Raw genomic sequence first — 26,936 nt, 5'->3', positions numbered from 1 at the left:
TTAATAAGGGGTAAATTATGGGATCTATTGAAACGCGCACATTAATAAAATCTAAAAAAACGATTTTAAGCGGTCTTATCGATAAAAAACCCTATGTGACTTGTGCCTTGGTAAATGGATATTTAACTGAACTGACACAGTCTGTTAGTTTAAAAGATAATATTGAATTTTTGTATGCAGATGAAAATGAGGAAGCTGCACGCGTCTTTTTGCGTGGGCTTTTGCTTTTGGCCGGCCGTGCTGCAAGTGAGATAGGCTCGAGTTTACTGGTTGAATATGTTCTCCCAACAGGTGTTTATTGCCGCCTTTTAAATATGGAAAATTCAAAAGAAAATATAGATAAGGCAAAGAGCCTTATAAGAAAATATATTTCAGATGATACTAAAATCGAAAAGATGTCTTTTACAACTGACGAGGCGATTGAGTTTTTTGAAAAACTAAAAAAAGAAGACAAAGTTCGTCTTTTAAAATATAGGACCGCACGAAATATAACTATATATAAAAGCGGTGATTATGTAGGATACTATTACGGAATAATGGTAGATAAGACTAGCCGCCTAAAAGATTTTGAAATGGAGAACTACGGTAATGGATTTATATTAAGCGGCCCCACGCCATATAAAAATGCCGGGCTTCCATTAATACAACCAAAGCTGGCTGAAGCTTTTAGGATATCGCAGCAATGTGCAGACGTCCTTTCAGCTTCTACGGTTGCCGATTTAAATTATAAAATTGAATCTGGTGATTTTAAAGAGTTCGTTCAAATAAACGAAGCGCTGTTTGAGAGGAGCTTGGTAAAAGTTTCTGAGGAGATAATGAAGAGGGAAAAAGTAAAGATGGTTTTGATATCCGGCCCTTCATCGTCTGGCAAAACTACATCTGCGTACAGGCTAAAAATAGAGTTGAATGCCTGCGGCAAAAAATGCGTTATGCTTTCACTGGATGATTTTTATATAGAACGGGCGAGTAGGGTACCGGATGAAAATGGCAAAATAGATTTTGAATGTTTAGAGGCACTGGATTTAGAGCTTATAAATACACAGTTAAAATTATTGCTGGCAGGGGAAGAGATAGTTTTGCCAAATTACGATTTTACATCCGGTTGCAGGACTTTTAAAAATAAAGTTTGCCTTAAAAAAGGCGATATTTTAATAATAGAAGGAATACACGGTTTAAATAAGAAATTGACAGAAGATATTTCAGACGATTTAAAATATAAGATATTTTTAAGCCCTCTGTTTCCAGTAAATCTGGATAAAGAAAACCCGATTTTTCCAGAAGATATAAGGCTGCTTCGCCGTATGGTGAGAGATAAGCTGTTTCGCGGGCGTGATTTTCTTACAACTCTTGAGAAATGGGACGAAGTACGTGAAGGGGAATATAAACATATTCTCCCTTATATAGAAAATGCCGATAGGATAATTAATACAACGCTTTTATATGAAGCTGCAATTTTAAAGGAATACGTGTATGATGAATTGTCTATGTTAAAGCATCTTGATATAAGGGCGGGTTATTTAAGAAAATTTTTAAATTATTTTAAAACTGAAGATATGGAAGATATAATACCCAGAAATAGCATTATACGTGAATTTATAGGCAGAGGAGTTATATAACAAAAAAATAAAAAAATTTAAATATCCTTTATAAGTTATAAAATAAGTTATAAAAAATTTACTTTTGGCAAAAATAGATCAAGGAGGATATTTAAAATGAAGAAATTCTTAATTTTTGTGGTTTTAATTTTAGTCGTAAGTACTATGTTATTTGCAGCATGCGGCAATGGCACTCCAAACGCTAACGTAACGCCATCACCTACAATCTCTGCGTCACCAATGATGTCGCCATCGACAATGGTATCGCCATCTATGAATCCTTCGGTTTCTCCTGATGTTTCAGTATCACCGGAGATTTCGGCTATAGGACAATAATGGTTTAAGGGATTTATTGATACTAAAATACGCTAAATTAAAATTTAAAAAGAAAAAGGCCTTTATGGGCTTTTTTTCTTGACATATAAAAGAAATAGTGCTATCATATTTTTGCTAATACAAGCAGAGACGCCCATGTTTCTCACCTGCCGGCAAGATAGGCCAGGCATGGTAAATAAGCAAAAACCAACTATTGGTCTACTTGTTTTTAAGAAATAACGGGCATTTAGCCCGCTTTTTTGTTTTTAGCGGGTATTCTTTCAGGAAAGCTATAATTATAAAGCTATAATTATATGGAGGTGTTTTAAATAGCTAACGAATTACTTATCAATGAACAGATAAGAGATAAGGAAGTACGTCTTATCGGAACCCAAGGAGAACAATTAGGCATAATGTCTGCTGCGGAGGCGCAGAAAGCAGCTGATGAAAAAGAGATGGACTTGGTCAAAATCTCACCTAAGGCTAATCCGCCTGTATGCAAGATTATGGACTATGGCAAATATCGTTTTGATCAGGCAAAAAAAGACAGAGAGCTTAAGAAAAAACAAAAGGTAGTAAACATAAAAGAGATGCGTTTATCAGCAACGATAGACACGCATGATCTTGAAGTAAAAGCGAAAAACGTTAAGAAATTTCTTGAATCTGGAGATAAGGTTAAAGTTTTCATTAGATTTAGAGGCAGGCAGTTAAATTATACACAGCAGGGCCAGCTGGTTATGAACACCTTTTTTGATATGGTTTCAGATGCCGGTAATATTGAGAAAAATGCTAAACTTGAAGGAAGAAGTATGTATATGATATTGGCACCAAAGAACTAATTTAAGGAGGCTAGAAAAATGCCAAAGATTAAGACACATAGCGGCGCGAAAAAAAGATTTTCTTTAACTAAAAACGGAAAAGTAAAATGCGCTCAGGCCTATAAAAGCCACATTTTAAACAAAAAAACTACGAAAAGGAAGAGAAACCTGCGTAAAGGCGCCTACATTTCGCCTGCGGATCAGCAAAACGTAAGAGTTTTAATCCCATATAAATAAGCAGGAATTTGGAGGTAAGTACTTATGGCTAGAGTAAAAAGAGCTGTTAACGCAGTAAAAAAGCGTAGAAAAATATTCAAACTGGCGAAAGGATATTTCGGGGCAAAGTCTAAACAGTATAGAAGCGCAAAAGCTGCTGTTATGAAGTCCATGGAATATGCTTATGTCGGCAGAAAACTAAAGAAAAGAGATTTTAGAAAACTTTGGATAGCAAGGATAAACGCTGCTGCCAGGTTAAATGATTTAAGCTATTCAAGGCTTATAGACGGGCTTAAAAAAGCTAATGTTATCATAAACAGAAAGATGCTCGCAGAATTAGCAGTTTCAGATCCTAAAGCATTTGCTAAGATAGCAGATACAGCTAAGAAAAAATTAAAATAATAAAAAGATAAAAAGCCTGCTTTAAAGCGGCTTTTTTGTTAAATAGAAAGGTTTAATTTATGCGGGAAATAAATAGTACGGCAAACCAGACTATAAAAGATATATGCAGCCTAAAAACTTCAAAGGCAAGAGCAGATGTAAGTGCATTTATCGTAGAAGGCGAAAAGTGTGTTTCAGAAGCATTTTTTGTGCCAGATAGAGTCAGAATGCTTATAATCGATATATCATATATTAAAGATTACGAGAATTATATATGCATGTCCGAGCAAAACGGGACAGAGGTACTGGCCGTTGCCGCTCATGTATTTGCAAAGATTTCTAGTGAAAAGACACCGCCTAAAATAGCTGCCGTTATAAAGATTGAAACCATTGATAACGCCCTAAAAGCAAATTTTGCAGTTGCACTGGAAGACGTGCAGGACCCACAGAACGTAGGGGCTATACTTAGAACGGCAGACGCGGCAGGGGCAGATACGCTGATACTGTCTTATAATTGTGCAGACGTATTTTCGCCAAAAGCCGTAAAAGCTTCTATGGGTTCTATATTTCATTTAAATATAGTCAAGGCGGATAATATTGTAAAAGAGATTAGTATGCTAAAGCAAAGAGGGGTTCTCGTTTTAGGTGCACATCCTAGACAGGGGAAGCCCGTTGTATATAAAAAACCGGCTTGCCTGGTCTTTGGTAACGAAGGACACGGCATGAGCGAAGATATGATAGATATCTGCGACAGCCTTATAAATATAAAGATGTATGGGAAGGCAGAAAGCTTAAACGTAGCAGTTGCCGCAGGGATACTTATTTTTGACTCTGCAAGGGCTTTTAACCTTTAAAAAACTTTGTTGCTAATAAAAAAATAATATGTTATTATTATAAAAAATATTTAAAAAGCATAGATGCGGGTGCGCTTTTTTAAGAATTAAATTTAGAAGAGAGCTTGGCCATAGGCTGAAAGCCGGGCAAACCTGAAAAGGCATTTCCCCCGTGAGCTGCATGCTGAAAGTTTAGTAGGCATTGCCGGTTGGTTTTGAACCTGCCGTTATTTAAAACAAGGCTAAAATTATTTAGCGAATTAGGGTGGTACAGCGTATTCCTCGCCCCTTACTATTAGGGTTGAGGAATTTTTTATTTTAAGCTTTTTTATGGAAGGAGAGAATAGTTTGGATAAATTAAGTGAGCTGCTGTTAAAAGCAAAAGAGCTAGTTAATAACGCAAAAAGTGAAAAAGAAGTTGAAGAAGCAAGGCTTAATTTTCTTGGAAAAAGCGGGGAGGTTTCTAAACTTTTACGTGGTATGAAAGATATCGTGCCGGAAGAACGCCCGGCATTTGGCAAGAAAGTCAATGATATAAAAAACAGTATAGAAGCATTGATATCAGATAAGAAAAGCGCATTTACGTTAAGCAATGCTAAAAAGCTTTTAGCAAAAGAAAAAATAGATGTGACACTTCCAGGCCGCGGTGTGAAAAACGGCGCGCTTCACCCGTTAACGCAGGCTTATTTGGAGATAAGGGATATCTTTATGAATATGGGGTTCGACGTATTCGAGGGCCCGGAAATAGAATATGAAAAGTATAATTTCGATATGTTGAATATACCGCCGGACCATCCGGCGCGCGATACGCAGGATACGTTTTATATATCAGACGGAATACTATTAAGGACGCAGACGTCTCCTGTTCAGATAAGGACAATGCTTGACAATAAACCGCCTATAAGGATGATATGCCCGGGCAGAGTTTACAGAAGCGACGACGTAGACGCTACCCATTCGCCGGTATTCAATCAGGTTGAAGGGCTGGTCGTGGATAAAGGTATTTCATTTGCAAATTTAAAGGCGACGATAGACTTATTCTTAAAAGAGCTTTACGGCGAATCGACTAAGACAAAATTCAGGCCAGGGTTTTTCCCATTTACAGAACCTTCTGCCGAAGTAGACGCCACCTGCACACTTTGCCACGGAAAAGGGTGCAGCGCCTGCCGGGGAGCCGGAATAGTTGAGATTTTAGGCTGCGGCATGGTGCATCCAAAGGTACTTGAAAATTGTGGGATAGATTCAAGTGTATATTCCGGGTTTGCTTTTGGGCTTGGGTTAGATCGTATCGCAAATATAAAATACGGCATAACGGACATACGCCTGCTTTACGAAAACGACGTTAGGTTTTTAGAGCAGTTCAAATAAGTTTTAAAGGGAGAATTATATTATGTTAACACCATATAATTGGCTTATGGATTATATAGACGGCGATATAAGCGTTGAAGAACTAAAAGAGAAAATGATATCCAGTGGTAATGCGATAGAAAACATTACTGATTTAGGTGGTGATATAACGAATGTCGTCGTCGGCCAGATAAAAGAGATAAAAAAACATCCTGATGCAGATAAGCTTTTGATATGCTCAGTAGATACAAAAGATATGAAGCACCAGATAGTAACAGGGGCAGACAATGTTTTTGAAGGCGCTAAAGTCCCGGTTGCGCTTCACGGCGCACACCTTCCCAGTGGCATGAAGATAAAGAAAGGTAAATTAAGAGGTGAATTGTCAGAAGGTATGCTTTGTTCAGGTGAGGAGTTAAACCTAACGGAAGAAGATTATCCTGGTGCTTCAAAACACGGCATACTAATACTTAAAGACGATGCGCAAACAGGAGAAGATATAAAAAAGACACTTGGGTTAGACGATGTAGCGTTTGAGTTTGAAGTGGGCGCAAACAGGCCGGATTGCTTAAGTATTTTGGGGCTTGCCAAAGAAGCTGCGGCTGCAACAGGTACAAAGATGAAAATGCCGGATTTAAGCTATAAAGAATCCGGAAGGGGCATCTCAGATTATATAAGCGTTCAGGTAAAAGACCATGAGCTTTGTACAAGATACATCTCACGCGTTGTGAAAAATGTAAAGATCGAGCCGTCGCCTTCTTGGATGCAAAAACGGCTCTTGTCTGCCGGAGTAAGGCCAATAAATAACATTGTAGATATTACTAACTTTGTTATGCTGGAAACGGGCCAACCCATGCATGCGTTTGACCTAAACGACATAGGTGGTAATAAAATAATAGTCCGCTGTGCCGTTAAAGGCGAAAAGATGGTAACGCTCGACGATAAAGAACGTGAATTCAATGATAAAATGCTGCTTATATGTGATGCAAAAAAACCGATAGGTATTGCAGGTATAATGGGCGGCTTAAACTCAGAGATCAAGCCGGATACTAAGACTGTAATATTTGAAAGCGCAAAGTTCGCACATGCTAATATTAGGCAGACGTCTCGTACGCTTGGCTTATCTACAGAATCTTCCATGAGGTTTTCAAAAGGGGTTTCTGCCTATAACTCGGCAGTAGCTATGAAAAGGGCATTGAATTTAGTATGTGCGCTTAATGCCGGCGAAATTGTATCCGGCAAGATAGATATATTAAGCGAAGATGTAAGCGACAAAGAAATAAATATAACTGCTGATAAGATAAACGCTATTTTAGGGTCTAAAATAGCAATAGAGGATATGGCTAAAATACTGAATCGCCTGGATCTAAAGACTGCGATAGACAAAGGTACGCTTAATATTAAAGTCCCGTCTGTCCGCGCAGATATAGAAAGGGACGTTGATATAGCAGAGGAAATAGCCAGGATATATGGATATGATAACATTGAGTCTATAGCGCTTAAAGAAGATGTGAGGCGCGGTAAAATGCCACAAAACACAATGCTTAAAGATGAAATAAAAAAAGCACTTTCAGCAAACGGGTTTTACGAGTGCGTGACTTATTCTTTCGGCTCGCCTGCCACCCAGCAAAAAATACTGGGAGGAGACTATAAAAAACACGAAATACGCCTTTTAAACCCTCTCGGGGAAGACAAGAGTGTGATGAGGCAGACGGGTATAGCAGATATGATGACAGTTATATCGACTAATATAAAGCATAAGGTTGAGAACTTAAGGCTGTTTGAAATAGGTAAGGTATATTTGGCAAATAAAAAGCCTTTAAAAGAGCTGCCGGACGAAAAGGATTATATATGTATAGGTATGACGGATGTGGATTTTTACGACCTAAAAGGAGTTGTTGAAAACATCTCTGATATGGTCGGCGCCAAGGAGCTTACGTTTAAAGCGGGAGCAGGCGAATACTTCCATCAGGGCAGGTCGGCCAAAATATATATAAAAGATGACTACATTGGTGAAATCGGGGAAATAGCTGCTGCTACGGCGGAAAAATTTGATGTAGAGGAACGGGTATATGTGGCGCAGATAGAATTAAAGCAACTTTTTGAACATTATTCAAACGTTAAAAAATATGTTTCATTGCCTAAATTCCCTGAAAGTTTCAGAGATTTGGCATTTGTAGTTAACACAGATATAGAAGCTGCAAAGCTAAGCGATGTAATAGTTAAAAACGGAGGGAAATTCTTGACGCAAGTCAAACTTTTCGATGTTTTCACAGGAAAAAGCATTGGAGAGGATAAAAAGAGCTTGGCGTTCTCTCTGACATTCCGCTCAAATGAAAAGACTTTAAAAGACGAAGACGTTAATAAGTTTATAGAAAAAATCATAAGCGCCGCACAAAGAGATTTGGGAGCTTATATAAGAAAGTAATGTTAAAATTTAGTTGTATAAGCAGCCAATATAAGTTATAATTATTAAATAAAGCCATGGAAGGATGAAATTGATGGAAAAGACGCGCACAACCGTAAATATCGGCGGTCATGAGTACGCAATTGCAGGTATTGAAAGTGAAGAATACATTCACAAAGTTGCAATTTATGTGGACAAAAAGATGAGTGAGATAAAATCTAATACAATAAATCTAAATACCACAATGCTCGCGATTTTAACATCAATAAATGTTGCGGACGATTTGATAAAAACCCAGGAAAAGTACACGATGGCGGCAGCGGAACTGCAAAGCGCACAAGAGGAACTTAAGCGGATGAAGATCGAAAATGCGCTTTTGAAAGAAGAAAAAAAGGAAATGCGTTCCACTCCTGTAAAAAGGACCTTTGATGGGTATAAATAATAAAAACAACGTTTATAAAGTAGAGCAGCTTAAAATATTTTAAGCTGCTCTATGTTTAATAGTAAAAATTAATTTTTCATGGAGAATAAAATGCACCAAAAGGTTTTAAAAACGCTTGAATATAATAAAATAATCGAAATGTTATTGTTAAAAGTAAGGTCTAGTAAAGGCAGAAAAATTGCTCAAGAGCTTACTCCTGAAACGGATATAGATAAAGTAAACCAACTTTTAAATGAGACACAGGAAGCATATGAATGTCTCATTAAAAATACATTCCACCCGATAAGCAGTTTTGCGGATATAGATTCAGAGCTTACCAGGTTAAAAATGGGCGCACCCCTTTCCTGTGCAGAGTTATTAAAGGTTTTGTCTGTGTTAAAAGCATCGGTTAGAGCAAAAAAAGGCGTAACAGGAAAGCTTTTAAAGGCTTTGGCAGATGATCTTTTTATTGCAAGGGACATTATAGATACGATAGAGAACGCAATAATAAGCGACACTGAAGTTGCAGACAGCGCGTCTAGAGATCTTAAAAGCATAAGGCAAAAGATATTAAGGGAAAACGATGCGATAAGAGATAAACTTAATTCCATTATAAAAAATGCGGACACGTCTAAATACTTGCAGGATTCACTTATTACCATTAGGAACGGGAGATATGTAGTTCCGGTTAGAGCAGAGCATAAATCTGCAATAAAGGGCCTGGTACACGACCAGTCTGCTTCCGGGCAGACGCTTTTTATAGAGCCTATTGCCGTACTTGAGGCGAATAACCGTTTAAGGCAGCTAAAGGCAGAAGAAGAGGCGGAAATAGTACGCATACTCCTTGAAATAAGCAAAGAACTTTTTTCACATTTTGAAGAGATAGATAAAACAGTAAAGATTTTAAGCATGCTCGATTTGATATTTGCCAAAGCTCAGTTGGCCATTTCGATGGACGCATTCCGCCCGATCATAAACAGCGAAGGCAAAACGGACATAAGGAGCGGCAGGCACCCGCTTATAGATGCAAAAGAAGTTGTGCCCGTAAGCTTAAAGCTTGGCTATGAATATCGGGGACTTGTTATAACAGGCCCTAATACCGGCGGAAAAACAGTTACTCTTAAATTGACAGGGCTGCTTCAGCTAATGGCGCAAAGCGGGCTTTTTGTCACCGCTAAAGAAGGCTCCATCCTTACTGTCTATAAAAAGATATTTGCAGATATAGGGGACGAGCAGAGCATAGAACAGTCTCTTTCTACGTTTTCTTCACATATAAAAAACATAAAAATGATACTTAGATATGCTAGCGAGGATTCACTTGTATTATTAGACGAACTCGGTGCCGGAACAGACCCGCAGGAAGGCGCGGCACTTGCCTCGGCGATTTTAGAAGAGTTAAGGGATAAAAGGGTATATGTCCTTGCGACAACTCACTTTAGCGAAATAAAGACATTGGCAGCAGAAGACAATTACTTTGAAAATGCAGGGATGGAATTTAATATAGAAACGCTTACGCCCACATTCAGGCTATTTATCGGTGCGTCTGGATTAAGTAATGCATTTTTGATCTCAGAGCGTTTAGGCGTACCTGTAAGGGTGCTTAATAAGGCAAAGGAACATATGTCCCCTGAAAGGCTTAAAGCAGACGAGCTTGTCATCAGAGCGGAAAAGATGTCCAGTGAAACCCAAAAGCTATACGAACAAGCTGAAAAACTTGAAAAAGAAGCTCAAATAAAAATGGATGAAGCGGAAAGAGATTTAAAAAAAGCAAATGAATTGAGCGCAAAGATAATAGAAGAATCGCGTGAACAAGCAAGAGATATTATAAAAGATACCAAAAACGTCTCTGAACAGATAATAGATGAACTGAAAAAATCCGGAAGCAGCATGCGTGAAGTCATGTCTGCAGCTTCTTCGGCAAGGAGCAGTATAAAAGATACTGAGCATAAATTTGAAACCCAAAAGGTTAAAAGAGACCATGTAAAGGATAAAGAATTGCTTTTGCCCGGCACAGAGGTGAAAATATTATCTTTAAACACTAGGGGGACTGTTGTCAACCCACCTGATGAGAAGGGAAATTTGCAGGTGATTTCCGGGATAATTAAGATGAACGTTAATATGGAGGACTTGCAGATAACAGAATTGAAAAAGGAGCAGCAAATATCATCCCGCGTGCAGCTTGAGAAAAAGCCTGTTTCTATGTCTATAGACGTGCGTGGCAAAAACGTGGAAGAGGCTTTGATTGAAGTAGATAAGTATTTAGACGAGGCTTATTTATATGGCCTTAATGAAGTCACTATTATACACGGCAAAGGTACGGGGGTTTTAAGGCAGGGTATACGTGATTATTTAAAGAGAGCAAGTTATGTCGCTTCAATGAGAAACGGGAAATTCGGCGAGGGTGAAATGGGAGTAACTGTCGTTGAAATAAAAAGGTAAAGGGTATAATTTTATGAAAGAACAGCAAAAGAAGAAAGTTATAGCCGTTTCAGCATGCTTGCTTGGTAAAAAGTGCAGGTATAACGGCGGTTCTAAACAAAACGAAGATATGCTAGCATTAAAAGAAACCCACTGTGTAATACCAATATGCCCTGAATGTTTGGGAGGCATGAAAATACCGCGCCCGCCATCTGAGATCTTAGGAGGGGACGGGGATGCGGTGCTGGACGGGCGCGCACGTGTTTTATCTAAGACGGGGGAAGACGTGACAGAGCACTTGATAAGCGGCGCAAAAAAAGCACTTCAAAAATTACAGCGCGAAGGTATTGAAGAAGCGTATTTAAAAGAATCAAGCCCATCCTGTGGCGTAAATTTAATACATGATGGTAGTTTTACAGATAAAAAACTAAAAGGAAGTGGGGTGTTTGGCGCACTTTTAAGGCGAAACGGGATAAAAATCCGGGGTATTGATTAACTTTTTATTAATTTAAGGTAAAAAATTATTGATTTTTGCTAATTAATTATTAAAATTGCTATAATACTAAGCGAGGTGAAATATATGAATAATATACTTGTAGTAGACGACGATATAAATATAAATAAAGTTATAACTTTATATCTTGAGAAAGAAGGGTACAAGGCTTATACGGCGGAAGACGGAAAAGCTGCCCTTAATGTCATCGCAAACCAGAAGATAGACTTAGTTATTCTAGACATCATGATGCCGGTTATGGACGGATGGGATACTTTAAAAGAGATAAGGAAAACAAGCCAGATGCCGGTCATTATGCTATCCGCAAAAGGGGAAACTTTTGACAAGGTCTTGGGATTAGAACTCGGCGCGGACGATTATATAGTCAAGCCGCTTGAACCAAAAGAACTTTTGGCGCGTGTTCGTGCGGTTTTACGAAGGACAAATAACCCGGGTAAGAGTGAGGAAGAAGACCCAACGATAAACTATGAAGACCTAACGATAGATATATCCAATTACAGGGTAGAGTACAAGGAAAATGTCATAGAGATGCCGCCAAAAGAAATAGAGCTTTTATATTTCTTGGCAAGCCACCCAAACAAGGTGTTTACGCGTGAACAGCTGCTGCAGAATGTATGGGACTTTGATTATTTTGGCGATTCGCGTACAGTAGACGTACATATAAAACGCGTGAGAGAAAAAATAGGCGAGGAAAATAAAGGCTGGAATGTTCGTACAGTCTGGGGCGTAGGGTATAAATTTGAGGTGAAATAGTGTTCAAATCCATATTCGCCCGGTTTTTTACAGTATATTTTGTTACAACAACACTTATCTTGCTGCTTTTGACAACCCTTATATCGGAAACGCTTAGATCAAACGATATGAATGAGAAGATGTCTGAGCTAAAATCTGTTGTAGCCGATATCAATTTAGCTTTTGAACAGGATTCTTATTCTATAACAGGCGAAGCTGCTTATTACGATATAATTAAAGAGGCGGCAGAGAAAAATGATGCTGTTATCTGGTTATCTGATACATCTATGAATATAAGGACAATTGTAGATGGTTCGGGCAATATAACAATAACGAATACTCCTATGAACAGCGAGCTTGCGTCTATTGCACAGCAAGTTGGGCAGGGAAATACAATAAGCGCCGTATCTACTCTCGAAAATGTATTTGGTACGTCGGTTATATTGGTTGCGGCTCCGCTTATCATCGAAAACAAGTATGCCGGTGCTATATTTATGTACTCAGAATTAAGAGAACTGGATAAGTCGCTTTCTGCCGTATTTTCACAGATATTTAACTGCGTTTTGTTTTCACTTGCCATATCGATATTTGTGGCATTCATTTTTTCAAGGTATTTTTCAAGGGATATAAGAAAAATAACCACTTCTGCAAACAGGCTTTCAGGCGGTGATTTTTCTACAAGAGTATATATAAAGTCACAGACAGAAATAGGCAATTTAGCTGATACTTTTAACAATATGGCAGGAGAACTGGAACGTCAGGAAAAATTAAAGACTACGTTCGTGGCAGATGTTTCGCACGAACTTAGAACTCCTATGACTTCTATCCAAGGCTTTGTTCAGGGCATAATAGATGGTGCGATATCTAAAGACGACCAGGAAACATATCTAAAAACAGTACTTTCCGAGATAAAGCGTTTAAATTCTCTTATAGCGGATCTGCTAGAAATGTCTAGGTTAGATTCGCCGGAATTAAAGTTGAATATAGAGCATTTTGATATAAACGAACTTTTGAGGCGGAGTATAATAAATTTTGAACAGGCAATAGAAAGCAAAAAGATAAATGTTGAAATAGGTTTCGGCGATAAGCCGAATATGGTACTGGCAGACCCTGATAAAATAGCGCAGGTAGCGACAAATATAATCGATAATGCTGTTAAATTCACTCCTAAAGGAGGGAAAATATCCATAAATGTTAAGAGGAGCGCAGATAAGACTAATGTAATTATATCGGATACCGGGATTGGCATTCCGGAAAATGAACTTCCGTTTATATTTGAGAGGTTTTATAAAGTGGATAAAGCGAGGGCAGAATATAAAGGTACTGGCCTCGGGCTGGCTATAGTAAAGAGGATAATAGAACAGCATGGTGAGAAGATAAGTGTAGACTCCAAAGAAGGCAAAGGCACTAAATTTACGTTCACATTGCCGAATAAAACTACGAACAAGAATGTTTTTGCTTCACATTAAAAATTAAAATGTAATTTACATTTTAAATACAATAATTTAAAAATTATATGGAATAATTAAATCTAGATAATTTTTACAAAAGATTATATAAATCTTTAAAGGAGGATACTATATGAGCGATTTTGATTCAAGGATTCCGGGAGAAAATGATCCTATTGAATCTAATGATGATAATAAAGAAAAATCCTATTCGGCTGAAGAGCCTATGATAAGTTCAAAGGAGCAGTCGGCAGAAGACCAGGGAACCAGTTTTAAAGAACAGCCGTCTGAGCCAGCTTTTAGGCAGGATACGCCAAAGGATACCGTAAAACCTAAAAAGAACCGCGGTATGATAGGCATTATAATTTCCGTATGTCTTGTCTGCCTTATAATAGGGGCGTTGGTAGGTACATATGTGATTATGCCGCTTCTTTTAAACGGGTCAAACTTGACACAAGACAGCGAAAACACTAGCAGCCCTGTAACTTCTGTTGAACTCGGAGGTACGGCACCCGACCTTGAGGATTCTACAGATGTAATTGCTGATATAGTGGAACAAGTCGGGCCTTCTGTAGTGGGGATTACACCGGTTTCAAATGTAGAGACGACTTTCCCGTTTAATTCAGATTCTACAGAGGAGACGAGTTATGGTTCAGGGTTTGTAATTTCAGCAGATGGTTATATTTTAACAAATAACCACGTCGTTGAAGACGGGGACAGCTTTAAGGTATGGACTATGGACGGTACTGAATATGAAGCAAAGCTTATCGGACGTGATACTACCACTGAGATAGCCGTTTTAAAGATAGAAGCAACCGGTTTGACAGTAGCTCCTATCGGAGATTCCGATTCATTGCGAGTTGGAGAAACTGCTATAGCGATAGGGAACCCTTTGGGTAAGTCCCTTGCAGGGACAGTTACTAAAGGTATAATTTCAGCACTTAACCGTGAAGTTTATTATAACGACCGTTATTTTAATATGATACAGACAGATGCCTCGATTAACTTAGGTAACAGCGGCGGCCCGCTTTTAAATACAAACGGAGAAGTGATCGGTGTAAATACTATGAAGAGCGTAATCGCAGGATACGATTCTTATGGTGATGCAGTAGATGCTGAAGGTATAGGATTTGCTATTCCGATAAACGATGCTATCACAATAGCCAGAGAAATAATAGAAGAAGGTGGAATAGAATATCCGGGCATTGGTGTCAATGTCAGTGAAATAAGCGCTAATGATGCTCAAACTTACAACGTTCCGCAGGGCCTTTTAGTTCAGGAAGTTACAAGCGGTTTAACAGCGGAAAAGGCAGGAGTTAAGGTAAATGATATTATAACGGCTGTAGACGGAGTAGAGACAAAGACTTCAGATACGCTTATAAGTGCTATAAAAGCAAAGAGTGTAGGAGATACTGTCACCTTAACTATATACCGTGACGGCATGACTGGGAATATAACCGTTGAAATAGGAGATCTTAATTCGATATCTGATTAGTATGAAAAAATAAAAAAAAGGCGCTTACACCTTGCTTGAAAAAGGGAGTAAGCGCCTTTTTTAATATAAATTTTAATATAAAAAATATTGGCAAAAAATTAGATTAATAAATATAATACAATGTGCGGTAAAATATACTTATGGATAAAAAGAGCAGGTTTTTAATTAAAAAAAATTAAAGGCTGGGCTTTTTAGATGAAAACGCACGGATAATATGATAATATGTGTTGCAAGAGGTTTTTTAATGAGTATATATTTTGACAATGCGGCCACGACAAGACCATACGATTTTACGAGGTTATTTAGAAACTATATAGATAGCGGCTGGTATAATCCATCTTCTATATATAAGCCATCTGTAGATGCGGCAGAAGCTATGAACAACTCCAGGTTGTCAATTGCAAGGGCTTTAAATGCATTTGCTGGCAATATAGTATTTACGTCAGGAGGGACAGAGGCCAATAACACAGCTATATTCGCCTGTGCTGAGGGCAGAAGAAGGCATTTTATAACTACTGAGGTAGAACATTCATCTGGTTACGAGGCGTTTTTAAGGCTTAAGAATAAAGGCATGAATGTCGATTTTATACGCCCGGAGAGAAGATTATACGATAGATTCAAGGGATGTCTTAAATGCTTTAAGAGAGGATACTGCACTTGTCAGTATTATGCATGTCAATAACGAGACCGGTGCTGTAAATGACATATATAATATAAGTAAAATGGTAAAGGCAAGAAATCCGGAAACGTTTTTTCATTCTGACGGAGTCCAGGCTTTTTTAAAAATGCCGATTTACTTGGCAAACGGTGAAGTAGATTTTTATTCTATGAGTGCGCATAAGATAAATGCGCTTAAAGGTACTGGAGCCCTTTATATCAAAAATGCAAATAAGGTAAAACCGTTAATAGTTGGAGGAGGGCAGGAAGGGGCCTTGCGTTCTGGCACTGAAAACACGTTTGGTATAGCGTGTTTTTCTGCGGCCGTTGACGAGCATTTAAGGAACATAGACAAAGAGGCTAAGAGAATTGAATTTATAAGCAAAAAGTTAAAAAGTTCACTTTCCAATATGGAAGACGTCAGTTTAAACAGCCCGCCGGAAGATAAGTGCGTGCCTAATATAATAAACGTATCCGTTTTGGGAGTTCATTCAGAAACGCTGCTGCATGCACTCGAGGCCAGGGGAATATACGTGAGCATGGGTTCCGCATGTTCATCCAGGAAAAACGTAGGCTCAAGAATATTAAAAGCTCAGGGTATATCTGGCGATAGGCTAAGAGGGGCTATTAGGATATCACTTGGCATAAGCAACACTCTTGCTGAGGCGGATATGTTCTTAAATGTACTTGAACAAGAGATTAATACACTTCGGAGGTTTAAAAAGAGATAAATGGGTAAAGTGATACTGATAAGATACGGCGAAATACACTTAAAAGGGCAGAACCGCCCTTATTTTGAGAGGCTTTTGATAAATGAAATCAAAAGGGCGCTTTTAAATATTAAATGCAGTGTAATTAAAGGCGAGGGAAGATTTTACGTTGAGAACATAAAAGAAGAGGACATTTTATTAGCAGTAAGCGCGCTAAAGCGTGTTTTTGGTATACATTCGGTAAGTGTAGCAGTCAAGACAGACAAAGATATGGAAACCATATGTACTAAAGCGCTTGAAGAACTAAAAGAACATATAGGTAAATTCGGAGGCAAAAGCTTTAAGGTGTTTGCCAAACGTTCGGACAAGAGGTATCCTCTTAAATCTTTGGATATTGCGCGTGAAGTAGGAGGGTATCTGCTTGAAAATCTAAAAGACATTCATGTAGATGTCGTAAATCCGCAAATAAGCGTTTATGTTGAAATCAGGGAAAGCGCTTATATATATACCAACATAGAAAAAGGCGCAGAAGGTATGCCGACAGGAAGCAGCGGCAGGGCGGTTTTGCTTTTATCCGGAGGGCTGGATAGCCCGGTCGCAGGATATATGGTTGCAAAGCGCGGAGTTAATTTAAGCGCAGTCTATTTCCATAGTTTTCCGTACACAGGGGAGCAAGTAAAGCAAAAAGTACTGTCTTTAGCGCAGATTCTAAGCTCCTATTTAGGTAGTATAGACGTTCACATAGTATCGTTTACTAAAATACAAACCGAGATACATAAAAAGTGCCCGGAGGATGAAATAACCCTGATAATGCGAAGGTATATGATGAAGATAGCACAGAGTATAGCAAAAAACGAAGGTGCAAAAGCTCTTGTTACCGGCGAAAGCATAGGACAAGTAGCCAGCCAGACGATGGAGAGTTTAAGCGTTACTGATGCCGCTGTCAATATGTGCGTATTTAGGCCGCTAATCGGAATGGACAAAGTTGAAATTATGGACAGGGCAAGGCAGATAGGCACCTATGATACATCTATTCTCCCGTATGAAGACTGCTGTACCGTATTCGTAGCAAAACATCCAAAGACACGCCCTCATTTAAACGACATTTTATCATCGGAAGAAGCTCTTGATGAGCAGGCCTTGATAGAAGAAGCGATTTCATCAATAGAAACTATTCAGGTAAAACCCGTTTAATTAGCCAGAGTCTGCGCATCGCTCGGGAAAGACACTGTATTAGATGGTGAACCGGAAAGAGGCTCTCCATTTGATATTATCTCCCCATGGATAGGAAGTATATAGTAAAGATACGTCTTATTGGGATCGGCAGTGCTGTCTGTTACCCATATCTGCTTAGAAGAATAGTCGTATTCTCCGACAGTGCGCTTGCTACCGGTTTCATCTACACGTATCAGCTGGTATTTGGCAAAAGACTCAGGTGTTGTAAAACTTAGCATAGGTAGCCCTCCCTGAGATATATAAAGCGTTAAATCTGTCGGTGCTTTTGGAATTTTCCAAAGAGAAGAGTAAGAAGTCGGTGCATATCCGGATTTGTAGTATTCAGTCATAGTCTGGCTTTTAGGCGTTAGAGATGAGGCTAAAAGCACTTCTTTGTTCGTATTCAATGCCTTTAAGTCTATATCTGCGGTAACAATACCCGAAGGTATTGTAAATGTCGGAGTATCTTTGCTTTCATAAATATGCGAATAGATACTCTTTACGAGCTTTGCAGGATATGTCCCACCTGTCACAGAAGAATCAAGGTTGTGTTCTTCATCTGTCTTGTCATATCCCATCCAGCAGCCAATTATATATTCACTGTTGTAGCTTACTATCCATGCATCTTTGTTGTAAGATTGCCCGGTATCGCCGGATGTACCAGTTTTGGCAGCGATATCCATGCTTAGTGAAGAAAGCTCTTTTGCAGTTCCGGATGTAACTACGCTCTCTAGCATAGAGGTCATTAAATATGCACTTTCAGCAGACAAAACATTTTTTTTAGTGGATTCATTTTCATAGATAACTTCTCCATCTTTTTCTATTTTTTCGATGCAATAAGGAAGAGAATAATATCCGTTTGAAGCAAAAGGCGCATATGCCGCGCAAAGCTCTAAGACGGATACGCCCTCGGTGAAACCACCGAGCGCCAAGGTCAAGTTATCGTCTCCATCGCTAAACCGTATGCCGACGTTTGAAGCATATGTTTTAGCTGCGTCTATTCCTATGTAATTTAAAAGTTTAACCGCAGGGACGTTTAGGGATTTTGTCACGGCTTCCCGCATGGTTACCCAGCCAGAATATTTGCCCGAGGAATTTTTAGGCGTATATCCTGAAAAGTCCGCTTGTTCATCCAATAAAAACGTCGTTGGTGAATAGTTTAGGTTTTCTATGGCAGGTGCGTATACTAAAACAGGTTTTATGGCGCTTCCCGGCTGCCGCCTTACGTCTACGGCACGATTAAGTATACGCCTACCGCTATATTCCCTGCCGCCCATAATTGCTGATATAGCGCCTGTGTCCGGGTCCATAATGACAACAGCAGCCTGGACTTTTTCACCGTCTTCGGCATTTGCCGGAAAGTTATCGTTTTCAGAAAATGTCTCTTCCAAATAATTCTGAAGCCCTGTATCAAGGCAGGTGTATATCTTATATCCGCCGGTCAGCAGCTCACTTGTAGATATGGAAAGCAGAGATTCTGCCTCTGATAAAACGAGGTCTGTATAATATCCGTGCGGATAAGCTGAAAAATCCTTTTTATTTAAAGTAAGTGTTTCTTCTTCAACGCTATCCGCAGTTTCCTGAGATATAAAATTATTTTCCACCATTAAAGATAAAATAACACTCCGCCTGTTGGCGTTGTTTTCCGCTGCTACATCGGGCGCATAGTGCGTTGGCCCTTTTAGAGTTGCGGCAAGTGCAACTCCTTCAAGCAGCGTCAGTTCAGATGCGTGTTTTGAAAAATACTTAAGGGAAGCGGCCTCTATACCGTAAGCGCCGCCGCCGAAGTATACGTTGTTTAAATAAAGCTCTAAAATTTCGTCTTTAGAATATGCGCTTTCAAGTTCGATAGCCATAAAAGCTTCCTGAAGTTTCCTGTCGAATGTTTTTTCAGTTGAAAGAACAGTGTTTTTTATAAGCTGCTGGGATATGGTGCTTGCACCTTCCTTTAAGCTCATAGATTTTATATCGTTTATAAACGAACCGAATATTCTAATCACGTCGACACCGTTATGTTCATAAAACCGTGCATCTTCAACTGCTAAAAATGCCTTGACAATGTCTTTAGGAATAGTATCCAAAGACACGTTGATACGGTTTTCAGTTGAGTATACAGTCGTTATCTCTTCGCCGCTCGAATCGTAAATAATTGTAGATTGGTCCATTTCGGTAACGTCGCTTGGGTTAAAGTTTTTCCAATCGTCAAGCCCTAAAAAGTAAGAAACAACGAATATTAAACCAAAACAAAACATGCAGAAAAAAGTAAAGAAAACTATTCTGGTTTTTCTAAATCTTTTTTTCTTCTCAACCTTTTTATGATTTTTTTCTATGTAATTTTTTCCTTTTTCTTTACGCATTTTTTACGCCTTTAAATAATCATAAGATCTCATTTTTAAAGTGCCTTTTTATTAAAAAAATATAGCTGTTAAATTTTGCGACATAAAAAAACAAAAGCAGGTAAAATAACCAAAACATTCCTATTTTTTGCTAAAGGTGAAAGTATATAAAAAAAAGAATAAGTTTTTTAATATAACAATGCTTTCACTTAAAAGGGGGGTTTATTTTTATGCTGATAAAAGCAAAAAAGAAAGATGCAACGGCAGAAATCTGGCTGTCGGGAGAACTGGACCATCATAGCGCAGCTGCCGTTAAACGAAGACTTGATGACATTATTTCCTCAGGTGCGACAAAGTTAATTTTAGATTTATCCGGACTTAAGTTTATGGATAGTTCCGGTATAGGAGTGCTGCTTGGACGGTATCAAAGGGTAAAAGCAGCCGGCGGAAGCATAAGCGTTAAAAACGCCAGCAAACAAGTGGACAAGGTGTTTAGGATTGCTGGCCTTTATAAAGTTATCGAAAAGAAATAGGCGAAATAAAGGGGGATAATAATATGAATCAAAAAAACAGCATGGTTTTAAAAATTCCAAGTTTGTCTGAAAACGAAAGCTTCTCGCGTGTGGTGGTCGGTGCATTTGCCGCAAGGCTTAACCCGACTATTGAGGAGATAGCAGATATAAAGACAGCGGTCTCAGAAGCTGTTACGAACTGCATCGTGCACGCGTACAAGGGCAGAGGAGGCTATATTGAGATACGCGCATATATAGACAAAAGAAGCATAACTATTGAAATATCGGATTTAGGACGCGGAATAGAGGATGTAGAACAGGCAAGACAGCCGTTTTTCTCTACGGTAGGAGGAGAGGAACGCTCAGGAATGGGCTTTACCGTTATGGAGACGTTTATGGACAGCGTAAACGTAATATCCGAAGTCGGCAAAGGGACTACCGTTATAATGAGAAAGGATATAGGAGAGGATGCCCAATAAAGAGCTATTAAGCCATGAGCAGACTCTTGAATATATAAAGCAATCCAAAGAAGGGGACGAAAAAGCGACCGCTGAACTTGTTGAAAGAAATTATGCACTGGTTAAAAGTATAGCCAAAAGGTTCTTTGGGCGGGGTATAGAAGCGGAAGATTTGATACAGATAGGCTGTTTGGGGCTTATAAAAGCAATAAAAAATTATGATAGCTCTTTTAACGTAAGATTTTCCACATATGCTGTTCCTATGATTGCGGGAGAGATTAAACGCTTTCTTAGAGATGATGGAATGATAAAGGTCAGCAGGAGCGTTAAAGAAAAGTCTGCAATAGTCTTTTCCGCTAACGATACATTGAAAAAGGAGCTGGGAAGGGACCCTACGGTTGAAGAAATATCATCTAGGACGGGGATATCCGCAGAGGACATAGCCGTAGCAACAGAGGCGGTAAAAGCGCCGCTTTCTATCTACCAGCCTGCATTTGACGAGGATAATTCAAAGACTTTAATTATGGATACAGTAGTTGGAGATATGGGCGAAATGATAGACAGGATAGCTATAAAGGAGATCCTGTCAAGGCTCGAACCACAAGAGAGGAAACTTATTTTCCTGCGCTTCTTTAAGGACAAGACGCAGACGGAAATAGCGGAAATAATTGGTATATCACAGGTGCAGGTTTCAAGGCTTATTACCAAGACATTGAAAAAGATAAAATCCTTTTCCGAATGAATGCATTTATTTGGTTTTTATATTGAAGATATTACTTGGATAATTTTTAAGTATTTATTTATGTCAAAGTAATATCTTTTTTGATAGTAGGCATTGCAATATAAACCCCGCCTGTTTATATAGATGTATAAAATATCATATATATTGGCACAATTGCAATATATATATGATATTAGGAGGATAAAAAGGTGGCAATATTTTCATTGAATGCAGCCTTAGATCTAGGTTCTGTGAGCACTTCTGTCCGTGCGACCCCAGAGGGGGAACTTATTACTCAGCCCTCTTATGTAGCAGTTAGTGCCGATGGGCACGAAATCGTAGCTGTTGGAGAAGAGGCAAAGAGTTTAACCGGCAGGCTGCTCGGCGGCATAGTCGTTAAAAGGCCTATTAAAAATGGCGTAATAACGGATACCGAGCTGGTCGAAGTCATGATCAAATATTTTCTTAAAAACACCCTTAAAACATCCATAACAAAAGGTATATCGAAAATGACAATGGCGATACCATGCGATTCAAACGAACTTGAGAAAGCCGCAATGGAAAGTACAGGTTTTCATGCAGGCGCTAGAGAAGTCTATCTTATTGAAACGCCAATAGCGGCCGCACTTGGCTCCGGAGTGGATATATTTTCTAATTCCGGAGTTTTGGTAGTGGATATAGGCGCGCAAAAAAGCGACATAGGAATGGTATCTTTAGGAGGCCTTGTGTACGGCGGTACGACAAAGGTTGCCGGAGACACATTCAGCGAAGTTATTTTAAATTATATGCGTGATAGCCTTGGAGTAATAGTTGGAGAAAACACTGCCGAACATATAAAGGTAGAAATTGGTGGAGTCAACAGCAGTAAAAACACTAAGATAATCAACGTCCGCGGAAGAAGTATTGAAAACGGAATGCCTATGGAAGTACAAGTCGGTAATTTAGAGATAGTACAGGGCATGAGAAACGTGGCAGATAAACTTTGTACAGACATAAAAGAGGTTATAAGCCAGATACCTCCTGAATTTGCGGCCGATATAATAGATAACGGCATATTATTGACCGGTAAAGGGGCATTGCTAGAGGGTATAGCGGAATTTATATCGGAGAACACAGGGATCAAAACGTGTATATCTGACAATACGGCTGATGCAGTTATAGATGGGCTTTATATGTCGATTGAAAGAATTGGTAAAAAAGGCTTAAGAAGTAATTTCGAAACGGCTTAATATATTTGAAAAAAAACTTAAACATGCTATAATAATTAAAAAGCGTAAAAAGGCTAAATTCTTATTTTTATATACATAAAATTAAAGAGGAAGTTTTAAAACGCAGTTATTATTTCAGGAGAGTTATTTTTTTGAAAGATAGGCCGCTTTTAATAACATTAATCATAGTAATAATACTGCTTGTGCTACTTGTTACTACAGCCAGCGGTAACATATTTGGGTCTAAAAGTGTCATTGGCGGGTTGTTAAAACCGGTCCAAGGATTTTTTTATGATGCTGCAGGATCGGTTGCCGGGTTTTTCTCTAATATATTTAGCGGCACTGAGGACCAAGATGATATAGACGCGCTTAAGCAACAGTTGGAGGAACAAGAAAGCATAATACAGTACTATGATGAAACCTTAAAGGAAAATGAAAGGCTAAAAGACCTTTTAAATTTTGCACAACAAAATGAAAACCTAAGTTATGTGACGGCGAAAGTAATAAGCAAGAGCCCTGGGGCATGGTTTAACAGCTTTACTATCTCAGCAGGTATAGTTGACGGCGTTAAAGAAAACATGGCTGTTATAAATCAAGACGGGCTGATAGGCCGTATAACGGAGGCATATGCTACATGGAGCGTTGTCACCCCTATAATAGACAGCGACAGCAGTGTGGCCGGGTTGGTAGAGCGCACGAGAGATAACGGTATCTTATCGGGAAATATTAATACGGAAGGTACCAATTTGCTGACCATGAGCTATCTGCCTTTTGATACAGATATAATACCGGGCGACGTTGTTATAACGTCTGGGCTAGATGGCATATTCCCAAAAGGCATAATTATAGGTGAAGTTACTGAAGTTGCTACTGGAGAAGAGAATACTGAGAAATCTGCAAGTGTAAAGCCTAAAGTAGATTTTCAGCATATGGAAGAAGTAATGGTAGTAATAAGCAATTTGCAAGATGATTCACAAACGGGGGATACTGAAGAATGAGATACCTTATTCTTGCCCTCATATGCGTAATAAATACTTTGATACTTGGAGCAGCCGGAAATGCATCGATGTTTGGTGCAGCTCCGGATTTGCTTTTAATATGTATAGTTTCGATAGCAATAGCAGAAAAATCTTTATCTGGGATGTGGCTTGGCCTTTCGGGCGGCATATTGCTGGATATTTTATACGGTCCGGCTGTGGGGTTTTATTCTATACCTTATGTGGTAGCAGGGTTTTTAGCTATGATTGCGGTAAGGCGCGTTTCTTATATAGACAATTATATAGTGCCGACAATTATATGCCTTGCGGTTTTCTTGATAAAGGATTTTACTGCGTTTATAACGGCTAATATAGTTGCGATTAATGTATCATACGGCGTTGTATTTATAAAATGCACATTATTAAGTGCACTGTATACTGTTATTTTAATGCCGTTTATACATTTGCTCATGCGGAAGCTTTATTATACCCACTTTCTAAAATCTGTTAAATTCAGTGAATTCAGAGTTGTGGATAAAATGGAAAAGTACCGCAGGAAATAATTATACGTGAAAGGAGGCCTTTTAAACCTAAATGAAATCGATATTTAACTCAAACGTTTTTTCCGGGAAATCTGACAAAAGAATGTTTATATTAACTGCGATTATAGTATTTTTGTTTTTGATATTGGTAATGCAGCTAGTTAACTTGACTATTGTTCAAGGTACCAGCTATTCAGAAAAATCAAAAAATACTTCTATACGTACTATAACGGTTTCGGGGTCAAGGGGCTCCATTCTCGATTCAAGCGGTATAGTTTTAGCTTATGATGAAAAGAGCTATGATGTTGTCTTTAAAAAAGACCAGACAAAGACTTCCTCAGACGATCGTGCATATTATACGGGGATACTGATGAAGACAATAGATATAATAGAGGAAAACAGCGGCACGATAGAGAACGAATTTTCGATAAAAAGAGATGACAACGGCGATTTTTACTTTGATTTTAATACCACAGACGAAACTGTTTTTGAAAAACGTTTAAGCAGCTGGAAAACAAACATGTATTTAACAGGCATGGACGATGCTGAAGAAATTTATAATCAGCTCAGATTAAGGTATCAGATACCTGACGAGCTCTCATACGACGACGCTGTTAAACTTTTATCTATATGGCAGCAGTTACAGTTAAACAATAGTTCCGGGTATCTTTCTATAACCATTGCCAAAGATGTTAATATAAATACCGTATCGGAGTTAAAGGCAAGGAGCGAGGAGCTTGAGGGTGTAGATATATCAGAAGGAACTGTAAGGGTATACCCTAAACAGAGTACAGCGGCCCACATAATAGGATATATGGGCAAAATGCAAGATAATGATACCATTGCGGAAATGCAGGCATTAGGATATTCTTCGGACGATTTAATAGGTATAGCGGGTATAGAATCTACAATGGAGTCTGTTTTGACTGCGAATACTATTGAACGGCAGGGCAAACAGGAAGTCAGTAAACAGTTCTCACAGATAATAAGGACCCTTTCAACATCATCGGCTAAATCTGGCAATAACGTAGTTCTAACAATAGATTTAGGGCTGCAGGAGGCTCTTGAGGAATCACTTGAAAATAATATTGCCGAGATATATAAAAAGCAGCAGGAGGAATACACTGCAAATAAGAGCGATTATGAAGACCAAATGCTTGAAGACGGCCGTACTGATGAAATAAAATTTGCTACAACCGGAGCGGCAGTCGTTATTGATATAAATAGTGGAAAAGTTTTGGCTATGGCGAGTTATCCTTCTTTCGACCTTAATCTGTTTACCAACGGCATATCAGAAGTAGATTATGAGGCTTTAACAGATGAAGATACGACACCGCTGTTTAATAAAGCAGTGTCTTCAAAAGGTACGCCTGGGTCAATCTTCAAGATGGTAACGGCAACGGCCGGATTAATGGAATACGATACGACAGGCATTACCGTAAATACAACGATAAGTGACGGAGGGTATTTCACCGCTGTACTAGGCGAGGATGCCGATACGGCGACAGAAGAGGAAATTAAAAGCTGCCCTTCTTGTTGGGTACGCCCGAATTTTTCAAAGCATAAAGATCAAAACGTTGTTCTTGCTATTAAGAACTCCTGTAACTATTATTTCTTTACGGTGGCGTACAGGCTGGGTATTTCAAACCTTACCAAATGGGCAGATAACTTTGGGCTTACCGAAAAGACCGGCATACAGCTTCCGGCAGAGGCAGTCGGCCAGGTCGGAGGCCAAGAAGTACTTTATGATAATACAAAGGACGCATCAAACCAAAAGACTGCTATACCAATATTGGTTAAAAGGCTTTTGATAAGCGAACTAAAGAATTTTGGGCAAGAGCGTTCGGTAGAATATACAGATGAGGAATTAGATAATGCAGCAGAAGCCTTGCTTAAACTAGCATCTAATGACGAAGAGGAAATGGGGCCTAAGATAAGGACTATTTTAAGTGAGAATTTAGGTATTTCAAAGACCATTTCCAGTTCAAAGGGATGGGATAAGACAGTTGCAAGTATTTTAACAGAACTAATGTGGAATCCAACGAGGACGATACTTACTGGTATCGGCCAAGGAGTTGCGGCTGTTACACCGGTTGGCGTTTCGAGATACGTAGCGGCTATATTGAATGGAGGCACCGTATATGATTTAAGCATTGTTGATAAAATAGCATCTTCCTCGGGTACTGTTTTGGAGGAGATTGAACCGTCTGTATATAAACAGCTGGATATTCCGGAGGAATATTTAGCTGCGATAAAAGAAGGCATGAGGGAGGTTGTGTCTGAAGAAGACCAAGGAACTGCATCCTCTTACTTTAAAAATTATAAGTATATCGATGAAATAGGCGGAAAAACCGGAACTGCGCAGGTTTCTAACATAGACATAGAAAACAACAGTTGGTTCGTTGGATTCACTCCGTATGAAAACCCTGAGATAGTGGTTGTCGTATATGTACCGCATGGTTTGTCCGGTGGCCTTTCTTCACTCGTTGCAAAAGACGTATTTACTTATTATTTAGATGAAAAGGCTCGTACTGCCGAGGTAGATATACCGGATTCTAATACTTTGGTAGGAGATTCTTAAAGGAACAGTATTATAAATCAATAAATTAAAAACACATGTATGGTATTTACATGTGTTTTTTTATAATATATAATTAAAACGA

General features: G+C 38.8%; 25 protein-coding genes. 24 read left to right on the top strand and 1 reads right to left on the bottom strand.

Annotated features, from left to right (window positions below; translation table 11 throughout):
* The first annotated feature begins 17 nt into the window (after positions 1–17).
* From R2876_00925 to thiI, 17 genes are all read left to right on the top strand, one after another.
* A complete protein-coding gene (locus tag R2876_00925; GenBank protein ID MEZ4357191.1) occupies positions 18–1,616 on the top strand; it encodes a nucleoside kinase in 1,599 nt (532 codons plus the stop codon).
* Positions 1,617–1,712: 96 nt separating this feature from the next.
* Positions 1,713–1,931: a hypothetical protein gene (locus R2876_00920; protein ID MEZ4357190.1), complete on the top strand. Its 219-nt coding sequence runs from the start codon at positions 1,713–1,715 to the stop codon at positions 1,929–1,931.
* 308 nt (positions 1,932–2,239) lie between these two features.
* Entirely contained in the window at positions 2,240–2,749 is a 510-nt protein-coding gene (infC, locus tag R2876_00915) for a translation initiation factor IF-3 (protein ID MEZ4357189.1), read from the top strand.
* Between the two features lie 18 nt (positions 2,750–2,767).
* The gene (rpmI, locus tag R2876_00910; GenBank protein ID MEZ4357188.1) at positions 2,768–2,965 is read left to right on the top strand and encodes a 50S ribosomal protein L35; all 198 of its coding nucleotides are present in this window, start codon (positions 2,768–2,770) and stop codon (positions 2,963–2,965) included.
* Positions 2,966–2,989: 24 nt separating this feature from the next.
* Positions 2,990–3,346: a 50S ribosomal protein L20 gene (rplT, locus tag R2876_00905; protein ID MEZ4357187.1), complete on the top strand. Its 357-nt coding sequence runs from the start codon at positions 2,990–2,992 to the stop codon at positions 3,344–3,346.
* A 59-nt stretch (positions 3,347–3,405) separates the two neighbouring features.
* Positions 3,406–4,179 (top strand): RNA methyltransferase, encoded by a 774-nt coding sequence (locus R2876_00900; GenBank protein ID MEZ4357186.1) that lies wholly within the window; start codon positions 3,406–3,408, stop codon positions 4,177–4,179.
* A gap of 327 nt (positions 4,180–4,506) precedes the next feature.
* Complete coding sequence (gene pheS / locus R2876_00895; GenBank protein MEZ4357185.1) at positions 4,507–5,526, top strand: phenylalanine--tRNA ligase subunit alpha; 1,020 nt, start codon at positions 4,507–4,509, stop codon at positions 5,524–5,526.
* Positions 5,527–5,548: 22 nt separating this feature from the next.
* Positions 5,549–7,930 (top strand): phenylalanine--tRNA ligase subunit beta, encoded by a 2,382-nt coding sequence (pheT, locus tag R2876_00890; protein ID MEZ4357184.1) that lies wholly within the window; start codon positions 5,549–5,551, stop codon positions 7,928–7,930.
* A 73-nt stretch (positions 7,931–8,003) separates the two neighbouring features.
* Positions 8,004–8,351, top strand: coding sequence for a cell division protein ZapA (locus R2876_00885; protein ID MEZ4357183.1), 348 nt, complete (start codon positions 8,004–8,006; stop codon positions 8,349–8,351).
* 90 nt (positions 8,352–8,441) lie between these two features.
* Positions 8,442–10,769 (top strand): endonuclease MutS2, encoded by a 2,328-nt coding sequence (locus R2876_00880; GenBank protein ID MEZ4357182.1) that lies wholly within the window; start codon positions 8,442–8,444, stop codon positions 10,767–10,769.
* Positions 10,770–10,782: 13 nt separating this feature from the next.
* Entirely contained in the window at positions 10,783–11,244 is a 462-nt protein-coding gene (locus R2876_00875) for a DUF523 domain-containing protein (protein ID MEZ4357181.1), read from the top strand.
* Between the two features lie 84 nt (positions 11,245–11,328).
* A complete protein-coding gene (locus R2876_00870) occupies positions 11,329–12,015 on the top strand; it encodes a response regulator transcription factor (protein MEZ4357180.1) in 687 nt (228 codons plus the stop codon).
* A gap of 59 nt (positions 12,016–12,074) precedes the next feature.
* A complete protein-coding gene (locus R2876_00865; GenBank protein ID MEZ4357179.1) occupies positions 12,075–13,463 on the top strand; it encodes an ATP-binding protein in 1,389 nt (462 codons plus the stop codon).
* Positions 13,464–13,575: 112 nt separating this feature from the next.
* Positions 13,576–14,937, top strand: coding sequence for a trypsin-like peptidase domain-containing protein (locus R2876_00860; protein MEZ4357178.1), 1,362 nt, complete (start codon positions 13,576–13,578; stop codon positions 14,935–14,937).
* 244 nt (positions 14,938–15,181) lie between these two features.
* Complete coding sequence (locus R2876_00855) at positions 15,182–15,619, top strand: aminotransferase class V-fold PLP-dependent enzyme (protein MEZ4357177.1); 438 nt, start codon at positions 15,182–15,184, stop codon at positions 15,617–15,619.
* Positions 15,513–16,325, top strand: a complete 813-nt coding sequence (locus R2876_00850; GenBank protein ID MEZ4357176.1) for an aminotransferase class V-fold PLP-dependent enzyme — start codon at positions 15,513–15,515, stop codon at positions 16,323–16,325. Before R2876_00855 ends, R2876_00850 begins: the two co-directional genes overlap by 107 nt.
* Positions 16,326–17,498 carry a tRNA uracil 4-sulfurtransferase ThiI gene (gene thiI / locus R2876_00845; protein ID MEZ4357175.1) on the top strand — a complete coding sequence of 391 codons (1,173 nt, stop codon included), beginning with the start codon at positions 16,326–16,328 and terminating at the stop codon, positions 17,496–17,498. It abuts the gene before it with no gap.
* Here thiI and R2876_00840 read toward each other — a convergent pair.
* Positions 17,495–19,876, bottom strand: a complete 2,382-nt coding sequence (locus R2876_00840; protein MEZ4357174.1) for a PBP1A family penicillin-binding protein — start codon at positions 19,874–19,876, stop codon at positions 17,495–17,497. The two genes, thiI and R2876_00840, sit on opposite strands and share 4 nt — an antisense overlap.
* 209 nt (positions 19,877–20,085) lie before the next feature.
* On the opposite strand from R2876_00840, the gene R2876_00835 reads away from it, so the two are divergent.
* From R2876_00835 to R2876_00805, 7 genes are all read left to right on the top strand, one after another.
* Positions 20,086–20,388 (top strand): anti-sigma factor antagonist, encoded by a 303-nt coding sequence (locus tag R2876_00835; GenBank protein MEZ4357173.1) that lies wholly within the window; start codon positions 20,086–20,088, stop codon positions 20,386–20,388.
* Between the two features lie 23 nt (positions 20,389–20,411).
* Entirely contained in the window at positions 20,412–20,846 is a 435-nt protein-coding gene (gene spoIIAB / locus R2876_00830) for an anti-sigma F factor (protein ID MEZ4357172.1), read from the top strand.
* Positions 20,836–21,567, top strand: coding sequence for a SigB/SigF/SigG family RNA polymerase sigma factor (locus tag R2876_00825; GenBank protein ID MEZ4357171.1), 732 nt, complete (start codon positions 20,836–20,838; stop codon positions 21,565–21,567). Before spoIIAB ends, R2876_00825 begins: the two co-directional genes overlap by 11 nt.
* A gap of 188 nt (positions 21,568–21,755) precedes the next feature.
* The gene (locus R2876_00820) at positions 21,756–22,775 is read left to right on the top strand and encodes a rod shape-determining protein (protein ID MEZ4357170.1); all 1,020 of its coding nucleotides are present in this window, start codon (positions 21,756–21,758) and stop codon (positions 22,773–22,775) included.
* 131 nt (positions 22,776–22,906) lie between these two features.
* A complete protein-coding gene (gene mreC, locus R2876_00815) occupies positions 22,907–23,752 on the top strand; it encodes a rod shape-determining protein MreC (GenBank protein MEZ4357169.1) in 846 nt (281 codons plus the stop codon).
* Positions 23,749–24,294, top strand: a complete 546-nt coding sequence (mreD, locus tag R2876_00810; GenBank protein MEZ4357168.1) for a rod shape-determining protein MreD — start codon at positions 23,749–23,751, stop codon at positions 24,292–24,294. Before mreC ends, mreD begins: the two co-directional genes overlap by 4 nt.
* A gap of 31 nt (positions 24,295–24,325) precedes the next feature.
* A complete protein-coding gene (locus R2876_00805) occupies positions 24,326–26,854 on the top strand; it encodes a penicillin-binding transpeptidase domain-containing protein (protein MEZ4357167.1) in 2,529 nt (842 codons plus the stop codon).
* Positions 26,855–26,936 lie beyond the last annotated feature (82 nt).

The organism is Eubacteriales bacterium, assembly GCA_041390245.1.
In the GTDB taxonomy this organism is placed as follows: Bacteria; Bacillota; Clostridia; order Christensenellales; family JAWKQI01; genus JAWKQI01.
The sequence above is the reverse complement of the archived record's forward strand: the minus strand, read 5'-3'. Positions and strand labels throughout refer to the sequence as shown.